The sequence below is a fragment of the Pseudoalteromonas sp. G5_S1_54_S4 genome, from assembly GCF_054968565.1.
Genome location: NZ_JBQKUL010000039.1, coordinates 1 through 24,467 on the forward strand (window position 1 = coordinate 1; position 24,467 = coordinate 24,467).

The window sequence follows — 24,467 nt, forward strand, 5'->3', positions numbered from 1 at the left end:
AAATTAAGAATGTGATTTGAAAGAACGCGAATAAAAATAGGTTTATCTGCGTCACAGGTTTGGGTTATTAATAGCGTTAACAGCATTGAATAATTGCTCCTTAAAGATTGTTGGATAAACAAGATATAAACCACTCCCATCATCATTAAATACGGTTAGGTTGAACCGGTATTCATCAGACAGTGGCTCCTCATATTCGGGGTATTCAAGGGCTTCATGTATAAGCGAAATAAGGCGCTTATTAAAGCAATGCAAAAGGGGGAGGTAGTTATCCAAAGGTTCAATGGCAACGACGAGCGTCGATGTATTTTGCCAAAATGACAGGGCTTCCTTTTCGTTAGTAAATGGTTCATTAATGTGCTTTAACAGCGCTTTATTGGCGAGCTCGTCAAAGCAGATATGTGAACTGATCGGGTATTCAGTTAGGATTCTCATCATAAAATTCCATAAAAAAGCCCATCCGATTGGATGGGCTAGATAGTTTGTCATAGTGATTTACTTGAACAGGTGGGCGAGTTGTTCGCTGGTATTTCTCATTGATTCAGAGGTTAGCTTTGCATAACGCTGTGTGCTCACAATTGATGCATGAGAAAGTTGCTCTTGAACAAGGCGAAGACTTACCCCAGCACTGACAAGATTTGATGCTACGGAGTGGCGCAGTGTATGAAGACATACATCGCTTGGGTCAATTTTGGCATTTATTAATAGTTTCTTAAAAGTCTTACGTACGCTTTTTAATGGCTTGCCTTCTACCTTACTGGCAAATAAATAAGGGTTATTTCGTTGTAGGGGGATTACACCAATAAAGCCAAGCAAGGTATCCGTTATATAGACCGTCCTGGGTTTACCATTTTTAGTATGGGGAATATGAATAACACGGTTTTTAATATCCATATCCTTTACCTTAATATTTGATACCTCAGAGCACCGAAGGCCAGTTAACGCTAATGTCGCAATGTAGCCTGCAATAACCTTGTTCGAATAGACTTTGCACTCATTTAATAAACGCTTTACCTCAAACTTAGTTAAAAAACGTGTCCTAGCGTTGTTTAACTTATAGAGCTTAATTGGCTTACAGACATCTTCGTTAATAACTCCAGCTTCTAATGCATACCGTGTAATGGCCTTTAATATTAATAGCACTTGATTACAGGTTGCTGGAGCATAGGTTTTTCCATATTTATGCTTAGTATCGGTAAGTTCAATATGTACTCTTTGCACATCAAGCGTTCTCAGTTCACAAAGGAGTGTCGAGCCGAGTTGTGGTTCAATAATACGTTGCCAGCGGTATAAATCATCTTGCCATGTTCGCTTTCGTTTGCGTAGAAGGGGTAGATAATGGTTGAAGAAAAAGTCATTCAAAGTCATGTGGGTATGCTCATCCCGTTCTACTTTGGGATTACGACCTTCCAACAATGTGACTCGGTGTTTTTGAGCAATACGCTTTGCATCAGCGACCTTTATATCGCCAAATTTACCAAGCGAGATACTGTATTTTCGGCTATGAAAGGTATATCTAAATAGAAATCGACGATTACCCGTTTTACCAACAAGGCATTTTAAACCTGTAATGTCAGTGTCGCTATACTCAGCTTCAGTTGCACGAGATTCGCGAATATGTGCAGGTAGTGATTGGATGAGTTTATCTGTGAATTTGAATCGTTTATTCATAATAATTCTCCGGAATATATTCAAAGAATTAATATATGTTTGAAAGGGCGGGTATGTACGCTAGTTTAATTAAAGGTTTAGGTGGGTAATTGTTAGTTCTTAAATCACATTTAAATTAGCTTATTCTTCATGTTTAATATTAGGTGAAACGTTCACAATTACTGTTATTATTTAAATGATTTAAAGGCTTATCGAAAAAATTGAAAGGAAAGGCAATGGCGCTACAAAATAGAGTAAACCCTAAAGGTGAGTTATATGCAGTTTCGAGTCGGGGTTTATTTATGGGTAATAAAGGCCGGCTTCATAATCAAAATAAAGAAATCATAAGAAAGCAGGCAACTAATGGGTGGGTGATTTGCGCTTTATCGCATAAGGGTATTAAACGCGAACTGATGTCAGAGTCATACACTGAGCTATTTTTTCTTGATGAAGCAACGGCGCTTTCTGCTGGTCATAGGCCATGTAGTGATTGTCTTAGAGATAAGTTTATTGACTTCAAAAAGCGCTGGGTTGATGTAAATAATAATGAAAATACCAACATTACAACCATGGCTGAGATTAATAAGTTTAATCAAAAAGAGCGTTACAACCGAGGTGAAAAAGTAACGTTTAAAGAAAATGCTCAAAATTTACCAAGTGGTACATTTATTGAGATTGAACAGAATTTCTATTTGATTTGGCAAGGTCTAAAATACTTATGGTCATTTGATGGTTATAAAGCTAAATCAGTGATTAAAAGCGAAGAGGTAACAGTATTAACCCCAAGGTCATTTGTGAATGTTCTGGCTAGTGGTTATATTCCAGAGGTGCACAGTAGTATTGAAACAGCGTATTGAGTAATTTAAATAAACTAATGTAAGGAAGCAGTCATGCAGATAAATATATATAAAAATTTACTAGCAAGTCTTGAAGCATCTAATTATAAAAAACGTTCTCAGGGGCTTTGTTGTTTTACTGCTCAGAAAGGGAGTGATTATAATAATAATCTTATGATAGTTGGACGAGCAGTAAATGATTGGAGTAGTGAGTTTCGGCTAGATGATGTTCAAATAGATGAGCTATTACATGAGCTTTTTTCAAATTTACCAGAACACAATTGCCCATTACAGTGGGTTGAATCCTCTTGGGGGAGTGCAAAAGAGTATAACACTAAGAAGTCGGCATTTTGGCGGGTTGCTAAAAACCTTTCACTAAATATTAATCAATTAGAATCTGATAGTCCATGGGTATCTAAAATAGTATGGTCCAACCTGTATAAAGTAGCACCTAGTGGCGGAGGTAACCCAAGTGACAGTTTGTGTGATGCTCAGTTTGAGGCTAGTAACGAATTACTAAAGGCTGAAATTATTGAGTTTAAACCTAAGTACATCGTATTTTTAACGGGTGAGGATTGGTTTAATGGCTTTTTATCGGAAAATGTAGAGTTAGAAACGGTAGATGGACTTAAATGGGTTGATGCTTACGGAGTCATTAAGTTGGACAATATAGTTTCAAAAGCTGTAATAGCTAAACACCCCCAAGGTAAGCCAGAGAGTGAGTTGTTCAATGAAATTATTAATGCCCTAGAATAGTCGGCACAAAGCATTCAAAAGCGACCTAATTACTCAAAGGTGAGCTTATTTCGGTGTTGTAGAAGGTATCTCATTAATAGCTTTCATTATTTTACCGTGCTTGAGGCTGATGGCTCTAGCTAAATGGTTGATTAAAAGTGGTTTTACGACAAACACTAAAGCGAGATACCTTATAGGTAAAATGGTACCGGAGGCAGACCTAAAAAAGATGTATGGTGAAAGTTAATTATAGGATGTTAATGTTTAGGGTTAATGTCAGTTATTAGACGCAATAGTAATGTAGAGCAAGCAAGTGTACCTAGTGACTCACAGGGTATGTACCAGAGCGAATTATCGAAGAAAAAAAGTTAAAGGTTTAGATTTAGTGAGTATCAATATTTTTGAATTTAATTTACTGAAACGTAAAGGGTTTTAAAAATTTGGATGGGAGAAAAAATGGGGCGATTGACGGGGCTCGAACCCGCGACAACCGGAATCACAATCCGGGGCTCTACCAACTGAGCTACAACCGCCACTACATACACCTTGTTTGGTGTGGCGCGCATAATACATAATATCCCCATGCTTGTGAAGCAAAAAATCAAAAAAAATTAAACTTATTACCAACGTATAAAAATTGCTCTATAATATGACGCTTATTTTTCGTGGTTGCCGTTAAATCTTGTAGCTTTAACCCTTAATAAGGTCGTTGCAAACACCTATTAAAGATTTACAATACAATAAACAACACGGCTAAACTGCTTAATAACACTATCAGGAGTTAATATGGATTCAATACTCAATTGGCTGAATGAAAATTCAGGCTTAATCTTACACTACGGTATTCAAGCAGTTATAGCGCTTGTTATATTTTTACTGGGTGGACGAATTGCTAAATTTTGTGCAAAGTTAACCGAAAAAGCATTCGACAAGAAAAAAGTAGATAAAGCGGTTTCATCGTTTGTCTCTAGTATTGTGTATGCCATTGTATTTGCCGCCACTATTTTAATGGCGCTGTCACAAATTGGCATCGAAACCACGTCATTCATTGCTATTTTAGGTGCCGCAGGTTTAGCGGTTGGCTTAGCACTGCAAGGGTCGTTATCTAACTTTGCGTCAGGCGTATTAATTATTCTACTTCGCCCATTTAAATCAGGTGACTACGTTGAAGCTGGCGGTAAAGCCGGTACGATTAAAAAAATCGAAATATTCTCAACTGAAATGCGCACACCCGATAACAAAGTTATTGTAATGCCTAATTCAAAAATCATGTCAGATGCAATTATTAACTACTCGCGCGAATCAACACGCCGCGTTGACCTTGTGATTGGTGTTGGCTACGACGCCGACTTACGAAAAGCAAAAGAAGTGCTTAAATCAGTGCTTGATAACGAATCGCGTATTTTAAAAGATCCTGCATACAATGTATCAGTTTCTGAACTTGCAGATTCAAGTGTTAACTTTATAGTGCGCCCGTGGGTTAACTCAGAAGATTACTGGCCAACATACTGGTCGTTAATGGAAAATATTAAAATAGCGTTAGACGACGCAGACATTACCATTCCATTCCCGCAAATGGATGTACATTTACACAAGCAAGACTAATTTTTTAAAATACTTATTTATTAAGGCAGCGCTCAAATTCGATATTATTAATATGCGCGTTGCCTTTTTAATAGGTATTAATATATTTTTTACAGGGTTATTTTTTAATGAAACTTAAGCTTTTATCGATATTAGTAGCAGCCTCAGCTACAACCAATGCATTTGCAGCAGAAGATGAGCAAAAAACCTGGGAAGTTACCAGTGAAGTAGGCGCTATTATTACCAGCGGTAATACCGAAACAACCACCTTAAAAGGTGGAATTAAAGTATTACATAACTTAGAAAATTGGAACAACGAGTATAAGTTAGACGGCATCTACAAAGAAGATGAAGTAGAGAACGAAAACGGCATAAAAGAAAAACAGCGTACTAACGAAAAGTACTCTATTTCAGCACAAGGTAATTACAAGTTAAATGAAAAGCACGCCCACTTATTTATTTATGGGTCACACGTATCTGACTACTTTGGTGCATACCGAAGTGAGTCGGTTATTTCAGCGGGTTATGGTTTACGTTTACTAAACGAGTCAAACATGAAACTAAATGCTGAAATTGGTCCAGGTTATAAGTACTTTAAATACCCAGATGTAAGCGAAGAGGTTGATGAAAACGGCAACTCACTAGCGGGTGAATACGAAGGCGAAGTAATTGCTTTAGGTAAATTAGACTTTAGCTGGAAAATTTCAGACAACGCGCGTTTTACCCAGTTAGTATCGGTAGAATATGGTGATACCAATACAAAAACTCGCTCAGAAACTGCGCTACTTACTAAAATTAATGGCTCGCTACAAATGAAAGTAGCCTACAATATCACCAATAACTCAGATGTGGCTGATGACAAAGAAGCAACAGATACAGAGACTTCATTAACACTTGTTTACAGTTTTTAACTATACTCAAAGTATAATAATGGGTAAGCGTGCTTACCCATTTTTTTTACTTATAAAATGGTGTAGTATGCCGCGGCTATCTTTATTCTACTGGAAGGACACTTTGTGAAGTTAATCAAACTTTTTGCGGTACTGCTAATATTAGTATTCGCTTCGTCATCATTTGCGCAAGGAAGTAGTCAAGGTGTTGCGCCCACAGAGCAACAGCTAGAGCAATTCAAAAAACTACCAAAATCACAACAAAAAGCACTTGCCGAAAAGTATGGCATTAGTTTAGATGCACTCGGTTTTTCGATTGATGGCGAATCATCCGATGATCAAGGTAACAAGAAAGAACCATCTTCTATATTACCTCGAGATTTAGATAAAAAAGACTCAGAGGAATTAACAGATGAAGAAAAATTCAAACCAAAAGAAGAAGAAATAAAACCATTCGGCTATGAGTTGTTCTCAGGTGAACCAACAACGTTTGCACCTTCTGAAAACGCATTAGTGCCAAACACCTACATGGTTGGACCTGGTGATACGTTCTCTATTAATCTATACGGTAAAGAGTCATTTAGTGGTGAGGTTATAGTAGATCGAGAGGGTCGTCTTGCTATAGATAAGCTTCAACCGGTTAATGTTGCTGGCATGCAGTATAACGAAGTGGTAGAGCTAATTAAGCAAAAAGTAGAACAAGAAATGATAGGTGTGAAAGCATTTGTTTCTATGGGAGAAACCAGAACCATAAGAGTAATGGTTTTAGGTGAGGCCTATAAGCCAGGTGCGTATACTATACCTTCATTATCATCAATTACCCATGCACTATTTGTAAGTGGCGGGCTTTCTGAAATAGGATCACTGAGAAATATTCAATTAAAGCGTGCAGGAAAAACGGTTCAAACGCTAGACCTTTATGATTTATTAATAAAAGGTGACAGTTCGGATGATGTGATCTTAAAGCCGGGAGATGTTGTTTTTATTCCGCCAGTTGGTAAGCAAGTAACAATAAGCGGTGAAGTTCGTCGCGCTGCCATTTTTGAACTCAAAGGGTCAGAATCACTTGATGAAGTTATAGCTATGGCTGGTGGCCTAAAAGCTGAAGCTTACCCACAAAAAACAGTTATTGAACGTTTCACAGGTAACAGTTCAAAAACTATCTTACAACTCGACCTAACCAAAGACAAAAGCTACAGACCTAAAAATGGTGACACTATTAAAGTGCCAGCATCAAGTGATGAGTTAGATAATGCAGTCACATTATTGGGGGCTGTTACATATCCTGGAAATTACTCTTGGCAACAGGGTGACAAAGTTAGCCGTTTATTTACGTCAATCAAAAGTGATTTGTTACCTACAGCAGATTATGACTACGGACTTGTTGTTCGAGAAGTTAATCAAAAAGGTGATATAGAAATACACCAATTTTCACCACTAGAGGCTTCAAAGCAAAACACTGAAAGTGATATTGAACTTCAGCCTAGAGATATAATTGTAATTTTTAGCCGTTTTCAAACGAAAGAAGAAGAGGAAATAGCTCTAAAAACCCTCGCATTAACAAAAGAACAGTTAGAATTGCGTGAGCGAATAAAGCTATGGGACAAGTACGAAGAGAAACAATTTTACGAATTTATAGATTTAGGTGGCTCGCTGGAAAAAGAACTCGCTGAGCAGCTAGCTGAAGAAGAAAGTAAAAAAATTACTAATATTACTGACTTTCTTAATAGTGAAGAAAAGGAATTAAAAGAAAGTGATTATGCTGTTTTTAGCCGAGAAAAGTTATTAAAACCAATTATTGCTAAGTTGAATCAACAGTCTACTTATACAAGCCAAGTTAAGATGTTTGGTATTCGTGGTGAGGTTCGCTTCAGCGGCGTTTATCCACTGCCTACTAATGCTACGGTTAAAGAAGCGGTACTTGCAGCCGGCGGTTTAAAAGAATCAACCTTTTTAGATAAAGCAGAAATTACACGTTACGATAATTCTAATAAAAGTTCATTAAATCACGTCACTGTTGATTTAAACAAAGCGCTTGCGAATGAGACTAGCGATGAATTCGTAATACAAAGTAAAGATTCGATTAGTATTTATCCCATTCCAAATTGGCAAAAAGATTTACAAATTGAAATAGTTGGAGAAGTTCGCTTTCCTGGCGTATATAGCATTCGTAAGGGTGAAGACTTAACAAGTGTACTAGAAAGAGCGGGTGGTTTTACTGAGTTTTCTTATCCTCAAGGGGCAATATTTACTCGTGAGTCGATTCGATTCCAAGAGCAGCAACAACTCAATAAATTATCAGAAGATCTAAGACGTGACATTGCAACAAAAAGTTTTAACAGCTCAATAACCGACTCATCTCTAAGTTATAAAGATATGGATAGCTTAATAACAGATTTAGCAAAAGTTAAAGCCGTAGGCCGACTTGTAATTGATTTACCCGCTATTGAGCAGGGTACAGAGCATTTACCATTACAAGACAAAGACATTTTATACATACCAACAAAAAGTAATAGTATAAGCGTGGTAGGAGAAGTTAACTTTGCTACTTCACATATTTATAATGCAGGGTTGTCACTAGATGACTATATTAATCGAAGCGGTGGATTTAAGCAGCGCGCAGATGAAGATCGAATATATATAATTAAAGCGAGTGGTTTGGTCAAAGTTCCAAATCAAAGTTCGTGGTTTGCTTCAAATGAAGTGGATGAGTTAAGTCCTGGGGATACAATTGTTGTTCCGCTTGATACTGAGCATGTAGATAATTTGACTCTGTGGAGCACAGCAACACAAATCTTGTATCAAATGGGTGTAGCATTGGCTGCTATCAGCTCACTGTAACATGAAGTATATTTCTAGAGAGAAATTAGGCCTTTGTCATGATATTTGAACTTATTATGTTAGTGTTTGCATTTGGTTTTTCATATGCAGTAATATTTGCTATTACACCTCTAGCTGTAAAGTTTGGCCTTGTTGATACGCCATGTAATCGTAAGCAGCACGATGGAGCTATACCGCTAATTGGAGGTTTATCAATATTTTTAGCGGTATTTATTTCTGTTATTGCTTTTTATCCACTGACAACACAAGTTGTTAGTTATTTAGTGTGTGCTGGTGCAATTGTTATTTTAGGTGTTGTTGATGACTATCGCCAACTGGGTGTGAAAATACGTTTATGTATTCAAGTCGTTGTTGCATTAGTAATGATTTTAGGTAGTGATGTTTATATTCAAAATCTTGGAAACCTCTTTTCATTTGGCGATATAAACCTCAGCTGGCTTGGTATAATCTTTACTATTATTAGTGTAATAGCCTGTATCAATGCATTTAATATGATAGATGGTATAGATGGTTTAGCGGGCTCTTTAAGCATCCTAACCTTGCTCTCTGTGTTTATTTTAATGCTATTGAGTGGTAACTACGCGTTTGCATATTTACCACTTATTATTATTGCTACTGTTGCACCTTATTTAGCATTTAACTTAGGAATTAAAGGCCATAAAAATAAAAAAATATTTATGGGTGATGCAGGTTCAATGTTTATAGGGTTGAGCGTAATATGGTTCTTAATGGTAAGCACACAGGCTAGTGAGCCTGCTTTTAGACCTGTTACAGCATTATGGATAATAGCGGTACCACTCATGGATATGATGGCTATTATTATTCGTCGAACCCGAAAGGGAATGTCACCTTTTCATGCTGATAGAGATCATTTACATCACATCTTCATGCGAGTAGGCTTTAGCCCACGCAGAGCGCTAAGCGTGATATTAACCTTCGCTATTTTGATGAGTTCAATAGGCATTTTTGGTGAGATCCTGCAGATTCCAGAATGGATAATGTTAGCTCTATTCATAGTTGTTTTTGTATTTTATGCATTAGCACTTCAGCACTGTTGGAAAGTGGCGCGATTTTTACGAAGAAAAAACATTAAGAATTAACAATAGTAGAGAGTATTATGAAAAAAAACCACGGTTTTACAATGATGGAATTATTAGTCGTCATCGTTATTTTAGGTTTACTAATGTCATTAGTTGCGCCTAAGTTTTTCTCAAAGTTAAGTTCTTCTGAACGTAAAATAGCGGCAGCACAAATGTCGTCATTTGAAACAGCTATTGATACGTACCGCTTAGATTTAGGAAAGTACCCAGCCGAATTGTCTCAACTTCGTCAAGGTGACGAACCCCGTTGGGATGGCCCTTATTTACCAAAAGATGTACCACTAGACCCTTGGGGTAATCCATATGTTTATAAAACTCCGGGTACTGATGGTAACCCATATACCTTAAAGTCATACGGCAGTGATGGTAAAGAAGGTGGTACAGACAATAACGCGGATATTATTCATCAATAATGCAATTACATGACCTACTGCTAAATGAGTTTAGCGTCGATGCTCACGATCTTCAAAGAGCGATAAGCTATCAAGCTAAATATAGCGGTAGACTTGAACAGATCCTTGTTAACATGGGAAGTTTGCCAGAGGATCAGGTTGCATTGTTACTAAGTCAATACTTAGATATACCTCTGTTTACTAATGAGCAATATATTGACTTTGAACCTGTTGTAATTGATAAGGCAACACTTGATATTTTTATATCGCAAAGCTGGGTGCCACTGAGTAAGCAGGGTCAATATATAGAATTTGCCTGCAAAGATCCGCTTAACCAAGTGATGAACGAATGGTTAATTAAAAACAACCAAGAGTACACATTATTCATAGCTAATGAAGTTGATATTCAGTTACTTATTTCAAAGTATGAAGAACCAACCGCAGATCTTTTAGACGACAATCCTCTCGATGAGGAAGAGCGTCTTAAAGAGCTGGCCACAGAAGCGCCAACGGTAAACTTACTCAACTCGCTAATTAGTCGAGCATTGCGTCAAGGTGCATCAGATATGCACTTAGAGCCTTATAAAGGGCGCTACAGAGCACGCTTTCGTGTTGACGGTGTGCTTCACGAAGCTGAAACAATATCAGCCAGAAAACAGTTACCTATCATCACACGGTTAAAAATATTGTCGGGTATGGATATAGCCGAAAAGCGCCGCCCGCAAGACGGCAAAATAGAAATGAAAATTGCCAACCAAGAAATTGATATTCGTGTATCTGCTTTGCCACTTAATGATGGCGAATCAGTGGTAATGCGTTTTTTACGTAAAGAAAACGTACGCTACGACATGTCAGTGCTAGGGTTATCGAGTGATATAAACGAATTAATCTTGGATGATATAAAAACCACATCAGGAGTGGTGTTACTAACAGGCCCAACAGGCTCTGGTAAAACTACAACTCTTTATACGTTTTTAAACGCACTTAATAACGACGATGTAAAAATAATTACCTTAGAAGATCCTGTTGAATACCAATTACCTGGCATCAACCAAGTGCAAGTTAATAGCGATATAGGCTTTGACTTTTCAGCAGGCCTTCGTTCTGTGGTACGTCAAGATCCCGATGTTATAATGTTAGGTGAAATACGCGATAAAGAAACAGCTCAAATCGCACTACAATCAGCGCTTACAGGTCACTTAGTGTTCAGTACAGTGCACACTAACGATGCTGCCAGTGCTTATACCCGCCTACTCGATTTAGGGGTTGAAGAATTTTTACTGAATGCGGCACTGGTTTCTATAGTTGCACAACGTCTAGCTCGTAAAATATGTGACCATTGCGCTGAACCAGAACCCAATGCACAAGCACTGATTGAGAAATACGACCTGAACAATTTTGCTAAACGCTTTAATTTACCAAGTATTGAGTTAAAACGTGGTGCAGGTTGTGAGCATTGTAGTCAAACAGGTTATAAAGGCCGGATGGCGGTAACCGAATACTTACGCTGCGACAGCGAAATAAAAGCGATGCCTAAAAATGCCGACTTTATCCCTAAAGCCAAGCTACACAACCAAAGCTTAAACAGGCGAACGCTCTTAGAAGATGGATTATATAAAGCGGTACTAGGGCAAACAACCATAGCTGAAGTTATTAGGGTTGCTGGGTAATGCCACTCTTTAATTATAAAGCATACGATAGCTCAGGTGCAAAGTCAGATGGTCAAGTCGAAGCGCAGGATCAGCAAGACGCTATTACAAAACTAAAAGCACAAAAGCTACTTGTTTTTGAGATTAAAGAACAGCAAAAGCAGCATGCGCTAAGCTTAAGTTTTAATAATAAAATTTCACTCTCAGATCTTGAGTTTTTAACTGCAGAGCTAAGCTTATTATTAGCCACTGGCGTTAGAATTGACCGTGGGCTAGATATAATTAGGCGCACTAAAGCCAAGCCTGCACTAGCTAAAATGCTAGCCGATATAAGCAACACCATAAAAAAGGGCAGCAATTTATCACAAGCATGCCGGGCGCACCCCGACGTATTTGATAATTTATATTGTAACTTAATTGAGCTAGGTGAAGCCTCAGGTAACTTAAGTGAGATATTTGCAGGCCTTGCAAAAGATCTAAAATTTAAACGCGAGCTACAACGTAAAATTATAGGCTCGTTAACTTACCCCTGCGTTATTTTATTTGTATGTGTGTTAAGTATATTTTTTATATTTAATTTTATTATTCCTAAAATGGCTGACATGTTTAGCCAACTAGAAACTATGCCATGGTACACCCAACTTATGCTTTCTATTAGCGATTGGATGAACCAATATCAAGGACTGCTTGCCATTGGGGCTGTTGGTATTGTGCCAGCGATAGTATGGGCGTCAAAAAAGCCCCGCTTTTTAAAATGGTGGCATAAATCGGCATTAAAGCTACCCGTAATCGCTAATGCAACAATTACTGTAGAACGTATTCGTTTTAATAGCGGCTTAAGCTTAATGTTAAAAGCGGGAGTGCCTATCGACCAAGCACTTGAGCTTTCTGCGGGTAATATAAAAAACCATGTTTTAAACCATGAAATGAACATAGCCCGAAAAAAAGTAAAGCGCGGTAGTCAATTAACGCCAACGCTACAGCAAACGTCGCTTTATCCGCCATTTTATATTTCATTGTTAGAAGTCGGTGAGGAATCGGGTAATCTCGATATCGTATTTGAAGAAATAGCCAACCGCTCAAGACAAGATTTTGAAACTTGGACCGACAACATGACCGCGCTAATAGAACCGCTAATGATTTTATTTATGGGTGGCTTTGTAGGAGGCATTGTTGTGGTTATGCTTATGAGTATGATATCGCTAAACGATGTAGGCTTTTAAATGCATTCAATGGGTTTTAAGTTTAATAAAGGGTTCACCCTAATTGAACTTATTATTGTATTAAGTATCGTAAGTTTACTGTTAAGTGTTGTAGCCCCTATATCGATTAAAGCGGTTGACAAAACAGAGGCTAAAACAGAGCTGTTAAACACCACTAAGTGGATTAAAAATATCGGCTTTCAAGCGTTTATACAGCAGCAGAGCTATTCGTTAGAGCTGTATGGCAATACATTAAACTTGTATAAAATACCTAGTAACGAGCTCGTTAAAACAAAAGAGTTGGCGTCGCTTAGCTTTACTCAGCAAAGAGTTGATTTTAACGCCAACGGATTTGTCACCCCAGCACAAATAAGTGGTCATTTTAGAGGGGAACCACTTACTATTTCATTAGAGCCTAATAGTGAAAAACAATAACCAAAGCGGATTTACATTAATAGAATTACTAGTTGCCACTATCATATTATTTATGGCAATGGGTGCTGTGTCGCTTATTTATAGGGGAGCGTTTATATCTAGCGAAAAAGCCAGCAACCACGTTAATATAGTAGCGAATGTTCCCGCGTTGCTCAGTCAAATAAAGCAACAAGTGCAAAGTGCCCCCCCACAGCAAACACAACTTAATGGCCAAGGCACCGCATGGCAAAGTAGTTATACTTGGCAAGCAAGCGTGGAAAAAACTAAGGTGGTTGTAGACGCTGCTAGTAGCTTGGAGTTTGGCGAGCAAATGGCACCAAAAAAACAGTTTAAACTCTGGCAAGTTACCCTAACCCTTAATAGCCATGGCATAGTAAAAAATTACACCTTTAACGAAGTGAGTTGGCACGATGCGTAAACAGCAAGGCTTTACGCTAATTGAGCTGCTAATATCGGTTACTTTGCTTTCGATGCTTATGTTTACTGGTAATTACGTGTATATGCAATTAGCATCGCGGTGGAATAAAGAGCTGGGTAGTTTTGAGCAAAACATAGCACAAACTAAAGCGGTGTATTTGTTACAAGCCACGCTTGATGGCGTTGAGCCCTATTTAATTAAAAATAACCAAGGTCGCCCAGAAATGCTGTTTGTAGGTGACGATAAAAGCTTATTGGCCATCACCAAACGCGGGCTAATTAACAGCCAATACCCCGAGATATTTCGCTTAACTGCAGTGCAAAACAAAAATGGTAAGTATGACTTAGTTTATCAAGCGGTATCGGGCAGTGAGCTGTTACTCATAAATACCGAGCAAAACATTGAATTTACCCATAAAAAAACATTACTTACTAATTTAGATGAGGTAAATATAAGTTACTTCGGTTGGAAAAGCCTTGACCAAATGGCCATGCAAACCCCAGGTGTTAAGCCTACTTGGCAAACTACCTACTCCGGTGTAGACCAGCAACTTACGCCGCAAAAAGTACAAGTTACTTTAGTTAAAAACAAGCAGTCTTTAATTTTTTATAGCCAGCTCGACAGCGAGCCAAATCGCTGGTTTGGTAACTACATACAAACAGGTGACTTTTAATGCAGCGCGGTATTGCCCTAGTACAGGTATTGCTAATTGTAGCCGTGCTTTCAATACTGGCTTTATATTTTACTCAATCGGCGCGCCAGCAAGTGCATAATGCCACGCTTATGGTCGATAAAGCACAGGCCTATGTGGAATTACAAAGTGCAGAGGCGAATGTTTTATATGCACTATTCACCGAGCCAAAAGATCCAGAGCAAATCCCAAGTGCACAAAGCGAAGCACTAATTAACAAGTGGAACTTTCACGGCGAAGAGTTTATTTACAGCCCACAAGTGAGCGTTGCAATACAAGATTTACGTGGGTTACTTAATTTGCATTATCCCAACAAGCAACGCCTAACTCAGCTATTGACCTACAGTGGCCTAAATGATTATGATGCGCAGCTAATGTCGCGGCAAATAATACAGTGGCAACAGTTAGATGGGCGCACCGATTCCCTGCCTAATAACATAACAGCCCGGCATGCGGCTATTCACGATGTAAACGAGCTTACCCATTTAGGGCTAGCACCTGCGCAACTAAGTGTTTTACAGGCTAATACCACGCAATATAAAAAAGGGGCATTTAACCCCATGACGGCGCCAAACTCATTGTTAAATGCCATATTAACGCAAGATGTAGCAAGGCATGTTATTATGCTACGCCAGGCAAAACAATTAACCGTGCGCGAGTTTTCACAAGTCACCGGCTTTACTGAAAACGACGATATTATTTTATATCCGTCTAACTTATTTAAAGTAACGTTAAATGCACAAGTGGGCGAAGCTAGCGTACAAAAAGAAATTTATTATCATTTACAACCCACAGGCAAGCCTGTAGTTAACATAGTGGCAGTTAAGGCGCAGTAGAGTATTTAATGATTAAAACTAAACTCACATTATTGATAAAAAAGTGGCTATGTAACAATGTAGTTTACTACAGCGATAAGCCGTACAACTTAGTGTTAAATGCTCAGCAGCAATTTACCTTAATACCAACCGAAGGGGAGCAAACAAAAACGCCCTTGTTGCAAATTGTAGGGCGTAAGCATTACACCGAGCAAAGCGAAAATTACCCAGTTGGTAATAAAAAAGAGCTGGTAAGCATAATAAAAATGAACAACCAAAGTGCTGATAATAATCAGCACAGCCACAGCACTTATATTATTAGCTCCCTAGGGGGCGACCAAAGCAAAGTAACTTACTGGCGTTTTTTAAAGTTACCCGCTGCGTGGTTAAATTTACCAGAAACCTTATTACTTAGTAATACCCTAGCTGCAGAGCAAGTTTTAAATAGCCAGGCTTTTTCAGCTATGTTTGTTACAGGGCATCAACAAAGTGTGTATTCAGCATTGGCAAGCCCGCTAATTAACAGCCCCGAGCGCTTTGCCAGCATGTTTGGCGTACCTTGCAAGCAGGTAATCAATATTGAAGAGCCCACCCACTATGCACAAACGCTTATTGCTGGGCTTAAGGCACAACCAATAAAGCAGCTTGTCACGTTTTTTACGCCGCCAACGTCAGTCATTAATAAAGCATTGATAAAAAAAACCAGCCTAATAGCTATTGCTTTATGTGTTGCTTATGCAGGTTTAACCAGTGTTTATTTGGGGTATAAAACTCATAGTTTGCAAACTCAGCTTGCGCAAAATAAAAGCAACGTAAACCAAGCGTTAAACACCCTAGAACAATTTGAAGCCACCAATGCGCAATTAAATACCTTGCAAGGGTTTGCCCAGAACCAACAACTAACCAGCTCGTTATTTTTTGTATTACAACAATTGGTGACCAGTGCAGAGCTCACTAATATACGTTTTGAAGATAACCGTTATATTATTCGCGGAACTGCAAATAAGGCTACCGATGCTTTGCAAATTATAATCAATAACCCACGAACTAATAACGCTAAATTTGACTACCCCTCACGTAAAGAGCGCCGCGGCGAAAGCTTTGTAATTAGCTTTACCTTAAATACTTTGCAAGATCAAAGTATCCCCCAAATGCCTAACACAAAAAGCGAGGCTAAATAATCATGTTTGATTTAAAGCAGCCTAAACACCAATTAGCGCTCGCAGCGTTAGTATTATTAGTATCGTTAAAATTTATAGTTGTGCCGTTAATTGATTGGCAAAACACTCAACTAGCACAGCTTACTAACTTAGAAAAACGCGCAGCTAAATCGCAAAATGTGATTGCCAATCAAGGCCAAATTAGCCAAAGCCAACAAAGTATAAACGCCCAGTTAGAGGCTATTAATGAGCTGTTTGTTAACTACCAACGCGAAGGTGAATTTAAATTAGCCATGCAGCAACAACTAGAGCAAACTGTTGCCAGTAATCAGCTACAAATAAACACCAGCAGCTGGCTGCCTAGCATAGCCGTTGCTAATAATCAGCTTATACGCCACCAGTTACGCTTAAATTTAAAAGGTAAAATGCGTGATTTTATTACATTAATAACCCACCTTGAAAGCCAAACGCCTAAGGCCGAGCTTAAAAGCCTTAATATAAATATAAAAGGGCAAAAAACCGACGCACTTGGTAATATGAGTGGCTCCTTAGAACTGGCTTTTTATATGCACCAAGCACCTAACACTGCGGAGGCGCAATGAACAAAGTAACCTTAATGGCTATAGCTTTAGTACTACTGGTGCTTATTAGCGACTTTACCAACCGCTTTGTGCAAAATGAGCCACAAGCAAATAATAGCTTTAACGCGCAAACCAATAATGCCCAGCCGTTACCACTTTTATCAACCAGTGCCAAACAGCAACTAAACGGCTTATTTAGCGGTTACGACCAACCTAAAGCACCTACAGATACAATAGAGCAAGGTTTAAGTGCAGCACAGCAAGCGGCACAAAACGGCGAACTACTGAGTGTATTTGCAGGTGATTTAGAGCTAAAGCTAAAAGCGGTTATTTTCAGCGCCAAGCCGTATGCGCTAATTGAGCAAAAAAATACAAAAAACCAGCAAACTGAGCTGGTTAAATATACTAATAAACAAAGTGTAGCAGGGTACACCCTTACTATATTGTCAAACACGCAAGTTGCACTGAGCAAAAATAAGCAGCAAATTACCTTGGTAATGTACCAACGTGGTTAAGGCTAAATACACAATTATTGGCACGGAAACACTATGAAACACAGTAAAGCACTTACTTTCGGATTACTTGCAACCGGCTTATTAGCGGGCTGTAATAGTACGCCAAATGGCTTATCGCCAACTCCATCGTACTTGCAAAAAAATGCACCCGTTAATGTAAAAGCAAGTGAGGAGCCGCAATCAACAAACCCCGATAACAACAAAACTGCGGCACAGCATGGCATAACGTACTTAGAGCCATTGGCAAATAATAAAACTAGCCAAAGCGAGCAGACAAACTTAGCTGATCAGTTTAGCAATACCGAAAGTGTAAAGCTCACCGCTGATAGTTTATTAGTAAAAGACTACCTACATTACGTATTTGGCGAGCTACTTAATGTAAATTATATTTTAGGCGAGCAACTCAATAGCTCAAAAGATCAGGTAACGTTAAACCTGCAAGACGAGCTCACCAAACGTAAGTTATTCACCCTTAGTGAGCAAATGCTGCAAGAGCGTAATATATTAATACGTTACCAAGACGGTATTTATTATATTCATAAAAGTGATGACGGCGTATCAAGTAATTTGGTTTATGGTTATGGCGCCAACCCTGAAGATGTACCCAATACTTCGAATGAAATAGTTCAGCTTGCTCCTTTTAAAGCCGGGATGCAAACCTCATTAGCGAATACTATAAAGCAATTAACTAAGGTTGATGCGAGGCCATTGTTTGAGCAGCAAGCGATTATGTTTAAAGGTAAACGCAGCGACATAATAAAAGCCCTTGAGTTTATGCAGTTGGTTGACCGTCCTTTATTTAGAAATCGTTCTATAGGTATGTATAAATCAACTTTTATACCAGTTGATGACCTTAGCAAACAGTTACAAGATTTAATGAAGCAAGAGGGTATATCGGTCAGTATTAATGCCTCAAGTGAGCAAGCTGTATCGATTGTACCTTTAGAGCGCACTAATACCATGGTGTTTTTTACCAACGATAAACGCTTTATACAGCGTACACTTTATTGGGCTAAACAACTTGACCAACCAGCTGATGGTAACCAAGATCAATATTTTGTATTTAATCCTGAGTTTTCAAGAGCGTCAGACTTAGGAGAAAGCTTGCAAATGCTATTAGGCGGGGGCTCTTCGCAAGCATTAACGAGTAGTACCTCTGTTGCAAGCCAAAATAATAATACAAACTCAGGTAACGCCAGCAAAGCCAAACGCAACATTTCGGTCAATGCCGATGGCATGAAAATGGTGGTAGATGAGCGCTCAAACGCGTTGATTTTTTATACCACGGGTGATGATTATCGTAATTTGTTACCTATGATTAAGCGCCTTGACATTATGCCTAAGCAAATAGTGTTAGAAATGATGATTGCTGAAGTCACGCTTACTGATGAGTTTAAACAAGGGGTAGAGTTTGCTCTAACAAACCAAGGTGCTAATAAGCAAGGCGGATTTAACTTAGAGGGAAATGGTAATGGCCTTTCGTACGTACTGAGCGGCACACGCGGCAGCCTAAGCTTAAACTTATTAGAAAAAGATACCTACGTGAACGTGCTTTCACGTCCAAGCCTTGCAGTGCGCGATGGCGTACAAGCAAGTATCACTGTAGGTAACCGTATTCCTATTGTGGGCGACATTATTACGGACCCAGTCAATGGTTCGCGTACTTCAGTTGAATATTTAGAAACCGGTATAGATTTACAAGTAACCCCCACGGTCAATGCGCAAGGGGTTGTACTAATGGAAATAACTCAAAAAATAAGTAATCAAGCCAGTAGTAGTGGCGCTGAAGGTAACCCCATTATTTTTGAGCGCTCACTTAAAACCGAAGTGATAGCCGGTAATGGCCAAACCATTATGTTGGGCGGTTTAATTAGCGAAAACAGCACCTTGAGCGATCGCCGTGTGCCGTTTTTTTCAAGCATTCCATTACTTGGTCGCTTGTTTAATGGCACTGATAACAATAGCAATAAGACCGAGCTCGTTGTGTTAGTTACTCCGCGTATTGTTGGCTCTACCGCTGAGTGGGAAAGTATTTACAATCAGTTTAAGCAAGGAATGAGTGAGCTTAAATTGTCGGGCGAATAAAAAAGTTAATTAGCTCATATAATTTAAAAAATATAATGTTTATGTATTAAAATGTAGAGGTTATTGAGTTTTTACTCTACTCTAATTAAAAGTACATTTAAATTATTAAAAAACAATTCTTTAGTATTGTTGCTTTTTTAGTAATTGTAATTAAACTGCACATGTTAAGTTAATGTGCTTATTTATAAATGCATTAACCCATAAGTGCATGTAAAATAAAAACTAATTAACTTAACTTGATTGGTTTTTATTTGCAAGCTGCTGATTTTTAAAGCGTTAAAAATGTTGTCAGGTGTGTCATAAAGCGGTAACATATTTGCATTAGTTTTAAATAGGTTAATTGCTTGACAATAAACTAACAATGTTTAGACTAACTCTTGGCATGACTAGTAGTCACTTAGGTGACGGCCTATGGTGCATGGTCAGCCAATATACTTTTATAGGGAACAATGAAAGTTCCTGTTTCATGAAACTCGGAGAATAAAAATGTTTAAAAAAACACTTGTTGCTTTAGCGCTTACTACAGCTGCTATATCTGCAAATGCTGCTATAACTACACCTACTAGTGGCAAGGTAAATGTATTCGGTAAAGAATACATTGCAAATGAAACAACTGGTATTGCACTAAGTAATGTTACAGTTGACCTTAACGCGCAATACTCTGCCGGAGATATTATTACTCTGTCTGTATCTGGTGCTACTATTGATACAACTAATAGTGTTGCAGCTGCTGCTTATGCTACAGCAAACGCTCAAACTCTAACTTTAGGTGTTCTAAGTACTGAAGCTGATAAGGTGACTTTTCGTGTTACCGCTGCTACAGGTGATCACGGCGCTGCAGGTCAGTCTGAAATTGTTTTTTCTGGTATTAAGTTAACAACTGCTTCAGCAGCAGCAGCGGGCTCTATCTCTGCTACATACTCTGCTGTTACATCTACAGGTTTTGCTGTTGATTCTGCTTCTACTAACACTGCAACTGTAATGAAAGGTGTTAACCAGTACAATGTTAAAGTTGAAACTCCACTAAACGAAACTATTTCAGTTGGCTCTTTACGTAAAAACTTTGGTACTACTGGAGTTTCTACAACAATTGACTACACTGATGATGTTAAAGTAACTTTCGCTGATTATAGCCTTGCAGCAACAGAAGTAGCTGCGACTACAGACGGTGTACCAGCTACTTTAACAACTTTGCTTGGTGCTGCTCCATCAGCAACTAAAGTAACTTTAATGGGTGATTTTAGCTTCTTGGATACAAACGCTGATGGTAAAATTACTTCTGCAGATAAAATTCCATTAACAACTGCTTTTGCTCAACTAGCGACTACAACTGCTACATCAATTACACCTAGCAGTGACTTGCAGTCAGTTTCTTTTTCTGGTCCAGGTGGTTTTGGTTCGGCTGGTTTAACAATTACAGCTGGTAACGTCGCTGGTGATGTAACTATTACTGACCAAACTTTCACAGTTTCAGCTGAATCAACGTACGCTCCTAAAACTGGCTCAGCTACAAAAGCAACTGCTTCTTTAGCTGCTGGTGAGTGGGATCTTGACGGTTCTACAGACAAGATTGAGCTTATGCCTTTCGGTTCTGAGTATGCACAGTCAATCACTGTTGCTAATACTGGTACTGTTGAAGGTGCTATCACTGTAACACTTACAGCTGATGGAAAAGAATACACTAAAACTTTAGATGCAGTAGCTGCAGCTAACAGTGTAACTAACATCAGTCTAGAGGTTGCTGCTTTTGCTGCAGCTTCAGGTATTACTGGTAATGCACACATTAACGTAGTAGTTAACGCACCAGAATCAAACATTGGTGTTAAAGGTGTTTACTACCATAAAGCATCTGCTGACCGTGTATTAACTCACTAATACTGAGTTTTTAGGTAAGCCATTTGGTTTATAAAAAAAGCGAGCCTAGGCTCGCTTTTTTATTGCGTATAATTTATGGGTATATATTTTTAACCTTTAACCTTTAACCTTTAACCTTTAACCTTTAACCTTTAACCTTTAACCTTTAACCTTTAACCTTTAACCTTTACTATCTAGACCCTTAAACTGTTGTTTGCTACACTGCTGCACCTTTATTTTTATGAGTGTATGTTGTGAAATATCCCATTGTTAAGCCTTTCTTACCTAAAAACCATGACTACACAGCCCGCGTTAATGCCATATTTGAGCGTAACTGGCTTACCAATAATGGCCCGTGTTTACAACAGCTAGAACAACAGCTCGCTGAGTACTTAAACGTTGAGCATTTACTGTTAGTCGCCAATGGCACATTAGCCTTGCAAGTGGCCTTTGCTACTCTTGATATTAGCGCTAAAAATAAAGCTATGGCACTGACTACGCCTTTTTCATTTGCCGCTACCGCCAGTTCCCTGTGCTTTGCGGGTATTATCCCCGAATTTATAGATATAGACCCTGCCACATACAATATAAATATAGCTAATGCTAGTGAGGAGCAATTAAACCGTGCCAGTGCTATTGTAGGTGTGCATGTATTTGGTAATCCGTGTGATGTGGCTAATATTGAACAAGTTGCTAATAAGCATAACCTTAAAGTAATTTACGATGCCGCCCATGCCTTTGCCAGCAATCTTAATGGCCAAAGCGTGCTGCAGCATGGTGATGCTGCCACGTTAAGTTTGCATGCAACCAAGCTGTTTCATAGCGTTGAGGGTGGCGCTGTTATTTTTAAACATAAAGCCGATTACTTAAAAGCAAAACAGCTGATTAACTTTGGCTTTAATGCGCAGCAATTTCCTGAGTTTGTAGGTATAAACGCTAAAATGAGTGAAATGCATGCGGCTATGGGGCTGTGTGTACTAGAGCATATTGAGCATATAACCTCATGGCGCTGTAAATTGGCTAAGCGCTATACTGAGCTGCTTGAGCCTGTAAAAGCTTTGCAGTTACAAGCTTGGCATGAAGGTGGTGGTAACAATGGCGCTTATATGCCAGTGGTGTTTGAGTCGCAAGATACGTTATTAAAAGTACAAGCTGCACTCAGCAATGCTGGGGTGCAAACTCGCCGTTATTTTTACCCAAGTTTAAGTAAAGTGCCAGCATATGGTATGCATGGTAATACACCTATAGCCAACAGTATTAGTGAGCGGGTTTTGTGCCTGCCTATGTTTACAGATCTCACTCTTGAAGGGGTTGATGAAATATGCAACCACTTAATTACGGCATTAAAAACACTGCAATAAGCGATTGGTTTTACTAAATTACAAGGAGTTAGCTATGGCTGTTTACTCACAGCAAGCGCTACATGAGTTGGGCTTTTTAAGCGTAGGTGAAAATGTACGTATTTCTACCAAGGCCTCTTTTTATGGTGTTGGTAAAATAAGTGTAGGGGATAATGTACGTATAGACGACTTTTGCGTTATTAGCGCAGGAGAGGGCGGCATTACAATTGGCAACCACGTCCATATTGCAGTGTTTAGCTCGTTAATTGGTGCAGAAAAAATTACCATTGATGATTTTTGTAATATTTCATCCCGTGTGGCCATTTATTCAAGCAGTGATGATTACTCAGGCGAATACTTAACCAACCCAACCATACCTAGCCACTTTACCAATGTTGAACATGCACCCGTCACATTAAATAAGCATGTAATAATAGGTGCCGGCAGTGTTGTTTTACCTAATGTTAATATAGGCGAGGGCGTTGCGCTAGGGGCACTGTCGTTGGTTAATCGTGACTTAGAACCATGGAGTATTTATGCAGGGCAGCCTGTTAAAAAAATAAAGCCACGTAGCAACGAGCTACTTGATTTAGTGCCGGCGTTTTTAGATAAATATAACAGCGAGCAATAATGAACAAAGTGATTCACGTGTTTGCCGACACGCCACACCATTACCACCCTATGCAGCAGTTTTTTAGTCATCAGTGCAAGCCCAGTTGTGAACAAGCTTTTTGGGTAAAATCGGCAGCGCCTATTAACGGATTTACCAATTATGAAAACAATGATGAATTGTTTGCACTATTAAATAATGTAGACAAAAATGCGCAGGTCGTGTTTCATGGTTTGTTTGATATGCACACATGGAAAAAGTTGCTCTTTAACCCCATAGTTAAACGCAGTAGCTGTGTGTTGTGGGGCGCTGAACTCTACCGCCATACAAAAGCGGGCAGAACGATTAAGCAACGCATTGTGTATGGATTACATGCATTATTGATTAACCGCTTTAAACAGGTGTTTGCATTAAACCAAGGTGATGCACAATTAGCACAAAAAGTATTTAAACGTAAACAGGTAGCTGTATTACCTTACCCGCTTATTGGTATGCAAGTCACCAAAAGTGATTGCGCTGAGAGCGCTCCAGATCAAATGATTAAAATACTGGTTGGTAACTCTGCATCACCTAGCAATAACCATATTGATGCGCTTAATAAATTGGCGCACCTAGCAGATAAAAACATTCAAATTATAATGCCACTTAATTATGCGGGTGATCCTGAATACGTTGAGCAGGTAATTAATCATGCAAATAGCTTATTTAAAAACAAAGTAACCGCTATTACTAGCATGTTAAGTAAAGCGCAGTACGATGCGTTATTGAATAAAGTAAGCATGACTGTATTTGCACAACAACGACAGCAAGGGTTATACGTTGCTTATGCCATGCTATTAATGGGTAAACCCTTATTTTTATTGGGTAGTACATCTAGCTACACTAACTTAAGTGCGCTAGGTTTTGAACTACATAAAACCGACTCACTAGCCGATATTAGCTTTAATGAGCTGACTAACTTAACGAATGAGTTTAATAGTAATAATGCTAATTTAATGCAACAACACTTTACTGAAGCTGCGCTGGCTCCTAAGTGGCGTACTATGCTGCAAAACCTCCATGGTTAACTATAAATACCAATATG

At 38.7% G+C, this 24,467-nt stretch carries 23 protein-coding genes and 1 tRNA gene; 21 read left to right on the forward strand and 3 right to left on the reverse strand.

Annotation, left to right across the window (positions count from 1 at the left end; genetic code table 11):
- Positions 1 to 51: 51 nt before the first annotated feature.
- On the reverse strand, positions 52 to 438 hold the full coding sequence (locus tag ACTRWE_RS14185) for a hypothetical protein (RefSeq protein ID WP_462880160.1): 387 nt from the start codon (positions 436 to 438) through the stop codon (positions 52 to 54).
- Between the two features lie 57 nt (positions 439 to 495).
- Positions 496 to 1,671, reverse strand: a complete 1,176-nt coding sequence (locus ACTRWE_RS14190) for a tyrosine-type recombinase/integrase (protein WP_462880161.1) — start codon at positions 1,669 to 1,671, stop codon at positions 496 to 498.
- Between the two features lie 215 nt (positions 1,672 to 1,886).
- On the opposite strand from ACTRWE_RS14190, the gene ACTRWE_RS14195 reads away from it, so the two are divergent.
- Positions 1,887 to 2,507 carry a hypothetical protein gene (locus ACTRWE_RS14195; RefSeq protein WP_462880162.1) on the forward strand — a complete coding sequence of 207 codons (621 nt, stop codon included), beginning with the start codon at positions 1,887 to 1,889 and terminating at the stop codon, positions 2,505 to 2,507.
- A gap of 33 nt (positions 2,508 to 2,540) precedes the next feature.
- Positions 2,541 to 3,242: a hypothetical protein gene (locus ACTRWE_RS14200; protein WP_462880163.1), complete on the forward strand. Its 702-nt coding sequence runs from the start codon at positions 2,541 to 2,543 to the stop codon at positions 3,240 to 3,242.
- Positions 3,243 to 3,678: 436 nt separating this feature from the next.
- Here the strand turns inward: ACTRWE_RS14200 and ACTRWE_RS14205 are convergent.
- A tRNA-His gene (locus tag ACTRWE_RS14205) sits at positions 3,679 to 3,754 on the reverse strand.
- 253 nt (positions 3,755 to 4,007) lie between these two features.
- On the opposite strand from ACTRWE_RS14205, the gene ACTRWE_RS14210 reads away from it, so the two are divergent.
- From ACTRWE_RS14210 to ACTRWE_RS14300, 19 genes are all read left to right on the forward strand, one after another.
- Positions 4,008 to 4,826, forward strand: a complete 819-nt coding sequence (locus ACTRWE_RS14210) for a mechanosensitive ion channel family protein (protein ID WP_013464003.1) — start codon at positions 4,008 to 4,010, stop codon at positions 4,824 to 4,826.
- Positions 4,827 to 4,933: 107 nt separating this feature from the next.
- The gene (locus ACTRWE_RS14215; RefSeq protein WP_462880164.1) at positions 4,934 to 5,716 is read left to right on the forward strand and encodes a DUF481 domain-containing protein; all 783 of its coding nucleotides are present in this window, start codon (positions 4,934 to 4,936) and stop codon (positions 5,714 to 5,716) included.
- Between the two features lie 105 nt (positions 5,717 to 5,821).
- Positions 5,822 to 8,536, forward strand: a complete 2,715-nt coding sequence (locus ACTRWE_RS14220) for an SLBB domain-containing protein (protein WP_462880165.1) — start codon at positions 5,822 to 5,824, stop codon at positions 8,534 to 8,536.
- A 38-nt stretch (positions 8,537 to 8,574) separates the two neighbouring features.
- A complete protein-coding gene (gene wecA / locus ACTRWE_RS14225; protein WP_462880166.1) occupies positions 8,575 to 9,636 on the forward strand; it encodes a UDP-N-acetylglucosamine--undecaprenyl-phosphate N-acetylglucosaminephosphotransferase in 1,062 nt (353 codons plus the stop codon).
- Positions 9,637 to 9,653: 17 nt separating this feature from the next.
- Positions 9,654 to 10,049 carry a type II secretion system major pseudopilin GspG gene (gspG, locus tag ACTRWE_RS14230; RefSeq protein WP_462880167.1) on the forward strand — a complete coding sequence of 132 codons (396 nt, stop codon included), beginning with the start codon at positions 9,654 to 9,656 and terminating at the stop codon, positions 10,047 to 10,049.
- On the forward strand, positions 10,049 to 11,698 hold the full coding sequence (locus tag ACTRWE_RS14235) for a GspE/PulE family protein (protein WP_462880168.1): 1,650 nt from the start codon (positions 10,049 to 10,051) through the stop codon (positions 11,696 to 11,698). The genes gspG and ACTRWE_RS14235 overlap by 1 nt, the downstream gene beginning before the upstream one ends.
- Positions 11,698 to 12,900, forward strand: a complete 1,203-nt coding sequence (locus ACTRWE_RS14240) for a type II secretion system F family protein (RefSeq protein WP_462880169.1) — start codon at positions 11,698 to 11,700, stop codon at positions 12,898 to 12,900. The genes ACTRWE_RS14235 and ACTRWE_RS14240 overlap by 1 nt, the downstream gene beginning before the upstream one ends.
- Positions 12,901 to 13,314 carry a type IV pilin protein gene (locus ACTRWE_RS14245; RefSeq protein ID WP_462880170.1) on the forward strand — a complete coding sequence of 138 codons (414 nt, stop codon included), beginning with the start codon at positions 12,901 to 12,903 and terminating at the stop codon, positions 13,312 to 13,314. It begins immediately after the preceding gene.
- Positions 13,301 to 13,732 carry a PulJ/GspJ family protein gene (locus ACTRWE_RS14250; RefSeq protein ID WP_462880171.1) on the forward strand — a complete coding sequence of 144 codons (432 nt, stop codon included), beginning with the start codon at positions 13,301 to 13,303 and terminating at the stop codon, positions 13,730 to 13,732. The genes ACTRWE_RS14245 and ACTRWE_RS14250 overlap by 14 nt, the downstream gene beginning before the upstream one ends.
- Positions 13,725 to 14,405 carry a PulJ/GspJ family protein gene (locus ACTRWE_RS14255; protein ID WP_462880172.1) on the forward strand — a complete coding sequence of 227 codons (681 nt, stop codon included), beginning with the start codon at positions 13,725 to 13,727 and terminating at the stop codon, positions 14,403 to 14,405. The genes ACTRWE_RS14250 and ACTRWE_RS14255 overlap by 8 nt, the downstream gene beginning before the upstream one ends.
- A complete protein-coding gene (locus ACTRWE_RS14260) occupies positions 14,405 to 15,259 on the forward strand; it encodes a hypothetical protein (protein ID WP_462880173.1) in 855 nt (284 codons plus the stop codon). Before ACTRWE_RS14255 ends, ACTRWE_RS14260 begins: the two co-directional genes overlap by 1 nt.
- An 8-nt stretch (positions 15,260 to 15,267) precedes the next feature.
- Positions 15,268 to 16,419, forward strand: coding sequence for a hypothetical protein (locus ACTRWE_RS14265; protein ID WP_462880174.1), 1,152 nt, complete (start codon positions 15,268 to 15,270; stop codon positions 16,417 to 16,419).
- 2 nt (positions 16,420 to 16,421) lie between these two features.
- Entirely contained in the window at positions 16,422 to 17,000 is a 579-nt protein-coding gene (locus ACTRWE_RS14270) for a GspMb/PilO family protein (protein ID WP_462880175.1), read from the forward strand.
- Positions 16,997 to 17,494: a hypothetical protein gene (locus ACTRWE_RS14275; RefSeq protein WP_462880176.1), complete on the forward strand. Its 498-nt coding sequence runs from the start codon at positions 16,997 to 16,999 to the stop codon at positions 17,492 to 17,494. The genes ACTRWE_RS14270 and ACTRWE_RS14275 overlap by 4 nt, the downstream gene beginning before the upstream one ends.
- 33 nt (positions 17,495 to 17,527) lie before the next feature.
- Entirely contained in the window at positions 17,528 to 19,579 is a 2,052-nt protein-coding gene (locus tag ACTRWE_RS14280; RefSeq protein ID WP_462880177.1) for a secretin N-terminal domain-containing protein, read from the forward strand.
- Positions 19,580 to 20,065: 486 nt separating this feature from the next.
- Entirely contained in the window at positions 20,066 to 21,454 is a 1,389-nt protein-coding gene (locus ACTRWE_RS14285; protein WP_462880178.1) for a hypothetical protein, read from the forward strand.
- A 233-nt stretch (positions 21,455 to 21,687) separates the two neighbouring features.
- Positions 21,688 to 22,794 carry a DegT/DnrJ/EryC1/StrS family aminotransferase gene (locus ACTRWE_RS14290; protein ID WP_462880179.1) on the forward strand — a complete coding sequence of 369 codons (1,107 nt, stop codon included), beginning with the start codon at positions 21,688 to 21,690 and terminating at the stop codon, positions 22,792 to 22,794.
- Between the two features lie 34 nt (positions 22,795 to 22,828).
- Complete coding sequence (locus tag ACTRWE_RS14295) at positions 22,829 to 23,404, forward strand: acyltransferase (protein WP_462880180.1); 576 nt, start codon at positions 22,829 to 22,831, stop codon at positions 23,402 to 23,404.
- Complete coding sequence (locus ACTRWE_RS14300) at positions 23,404 to 24,450, forward strand: TDP-N-acetylfucosamine:lipid II N-acetylfucosaminyltransferase family protein (RefSeq protein WP_462880181.1); 1,047 nt, start codon at positions 23,404 to 23,406, stop codon at positions 24,448 to 24,450. The genes ACTRWE_RS14295 and ACTRWE_RS14300 overlap by 1 nt, the downstream gene beginning before the upstream one ends.
- Positions 24,451 to 24,467: the final 17 nt, after the last annotated feature.

Coding starts and splice junctions, on each gene's coding strand:
- ACTRWE_RS14210 (WP_013464003.1), top strand. CDS start 4,008: ATGGATTCAATACTCAATTGGCTGAATGAAAATTCAGGCTTAATCTTA.
- ACTRWE_RS14260 (WP_462880173.1), top strand. CDS start 14,405: ATGCAGCGCGGTATTGCCCTAGTACAGGTATTGCTAATTGTAGCCGTG.
- ACTRWE_RS14265 (WP_462880174.1), top strand. CDS start 15,268: ATGATTAAAACTAAACTCACATTATTGATAAAAAAGTGGCTATGTAAC.
- ACTRWE_RS14185 (WP_462880160.1), bottom strand. CDS start 438: ATGATGAGAATCCTAACTGAATACCCGATCAGTTCACATATCTGCTTT.
- wecA (WP_462880166.1), top strand. CDS start 8,575: ATGATATTTGAACTTATTATGTTAGTGTTTGCATTTGGTTTTTCATAT.
- ACTRWE_RS14300 (WP_462880181.1), top strand. CDS start 23,404: ATGAACAAAGTGATTCACGTGTTTGCCGACACGCCACACCATTACCAC.
- ACTRWE_RS14285 (WP_462880178.1), top strand. CDS start 20,066: ATGTTTAAAAAAACACTTGTTGCTTTAGCGCTTACTACAGCTGCTATA.
- ACTRWE_RS14215 (WP_462880164.1), top strand. CDS start 4,934: ATGAAACTTAAGCTTTTATCGATATTAGTAGCAGCCTCAGCTACAACC.
- ACTRWE_RS14295 (WP_462880180.1), top strand. CDS start 22,829: ATGGCTGTTTACTCACAGCAAGCGCTACATGAGTTGGGCTTTTTAAGC.
- ACTRWE_RS14235 (WP_462880168.1), top strand. CDS start 10,049: ATGCAATTACATGACCTACTGCTAAATGAGTTTAGCGTCGATGCTCAC.
- ACTRWE_RS14280 (WP_462880177.1), top strand. CDS start 17,528: ATGAAACACAGTAAAGCACTTACTTTCGGATTACTTGCAACCGGCTTA.
- ACTRWE_RS14275 (WP_462880176.1), top strand. CDS start 16,997: ATGAACAAAGTAACCTTAATGGCTATAGCTTTAGTACTACTGGTGCTT.
- ACTRWE_RS14190 (WP_462880161.1), bottom strand. CDS start 1,671: ATGAATAAACGATTCAAATTCACAGATAAACTCATCCAATCACTACCT.
- ACTRWE_RS14195 (WP_462880162.1), top strand. CDS start 1,887: ATGGCGCTACAAAATAGAGTAAACCCTAAAGGTGAGTTATATGCAGTT.
- ACTRWE_RS14255 (WP_462880172.1), top strand. CDS start 13,725: ATGCGTAAACAGCAAGGCTTTACGCTAATTGAGCTGCTAATATCGGTT.
- gspG (WP_462880167.1), top strand. CDS start 9,654: ATGAAAAAAAACCACGGTTTTACAATGATGGAATTATTAGTCGTCATC.
- ACTRWE_RS14200 (WP_462880163.1), top strand. CDS start 2,541: ATGCAGATAAATATATATAAAAATTTACTAGCAAGTCTTGAAGCATCT.
- ACTRWE_RS14240 (WP_462880169.1), top strand. CDS start 11,698: ATGCCACTCTTTAATTATAAAGCATACGATAGCTCAGGTGCAAAGTCA.
- ACTRWE_RS14245 (WP_462880170.1), top strand. CDS start 12,901: ATGCATTCAATGGGTTTTAAGTTTAATAAAGGGTTCACCCTAATTGAA.
- ACTRWE_RS14270 (WP_462880175.1), top strand. CDS start 16,422: ATGTTTGATTTAAAGCAGCCTAAACACCAATTAGCGCTCGCAGCGTTA.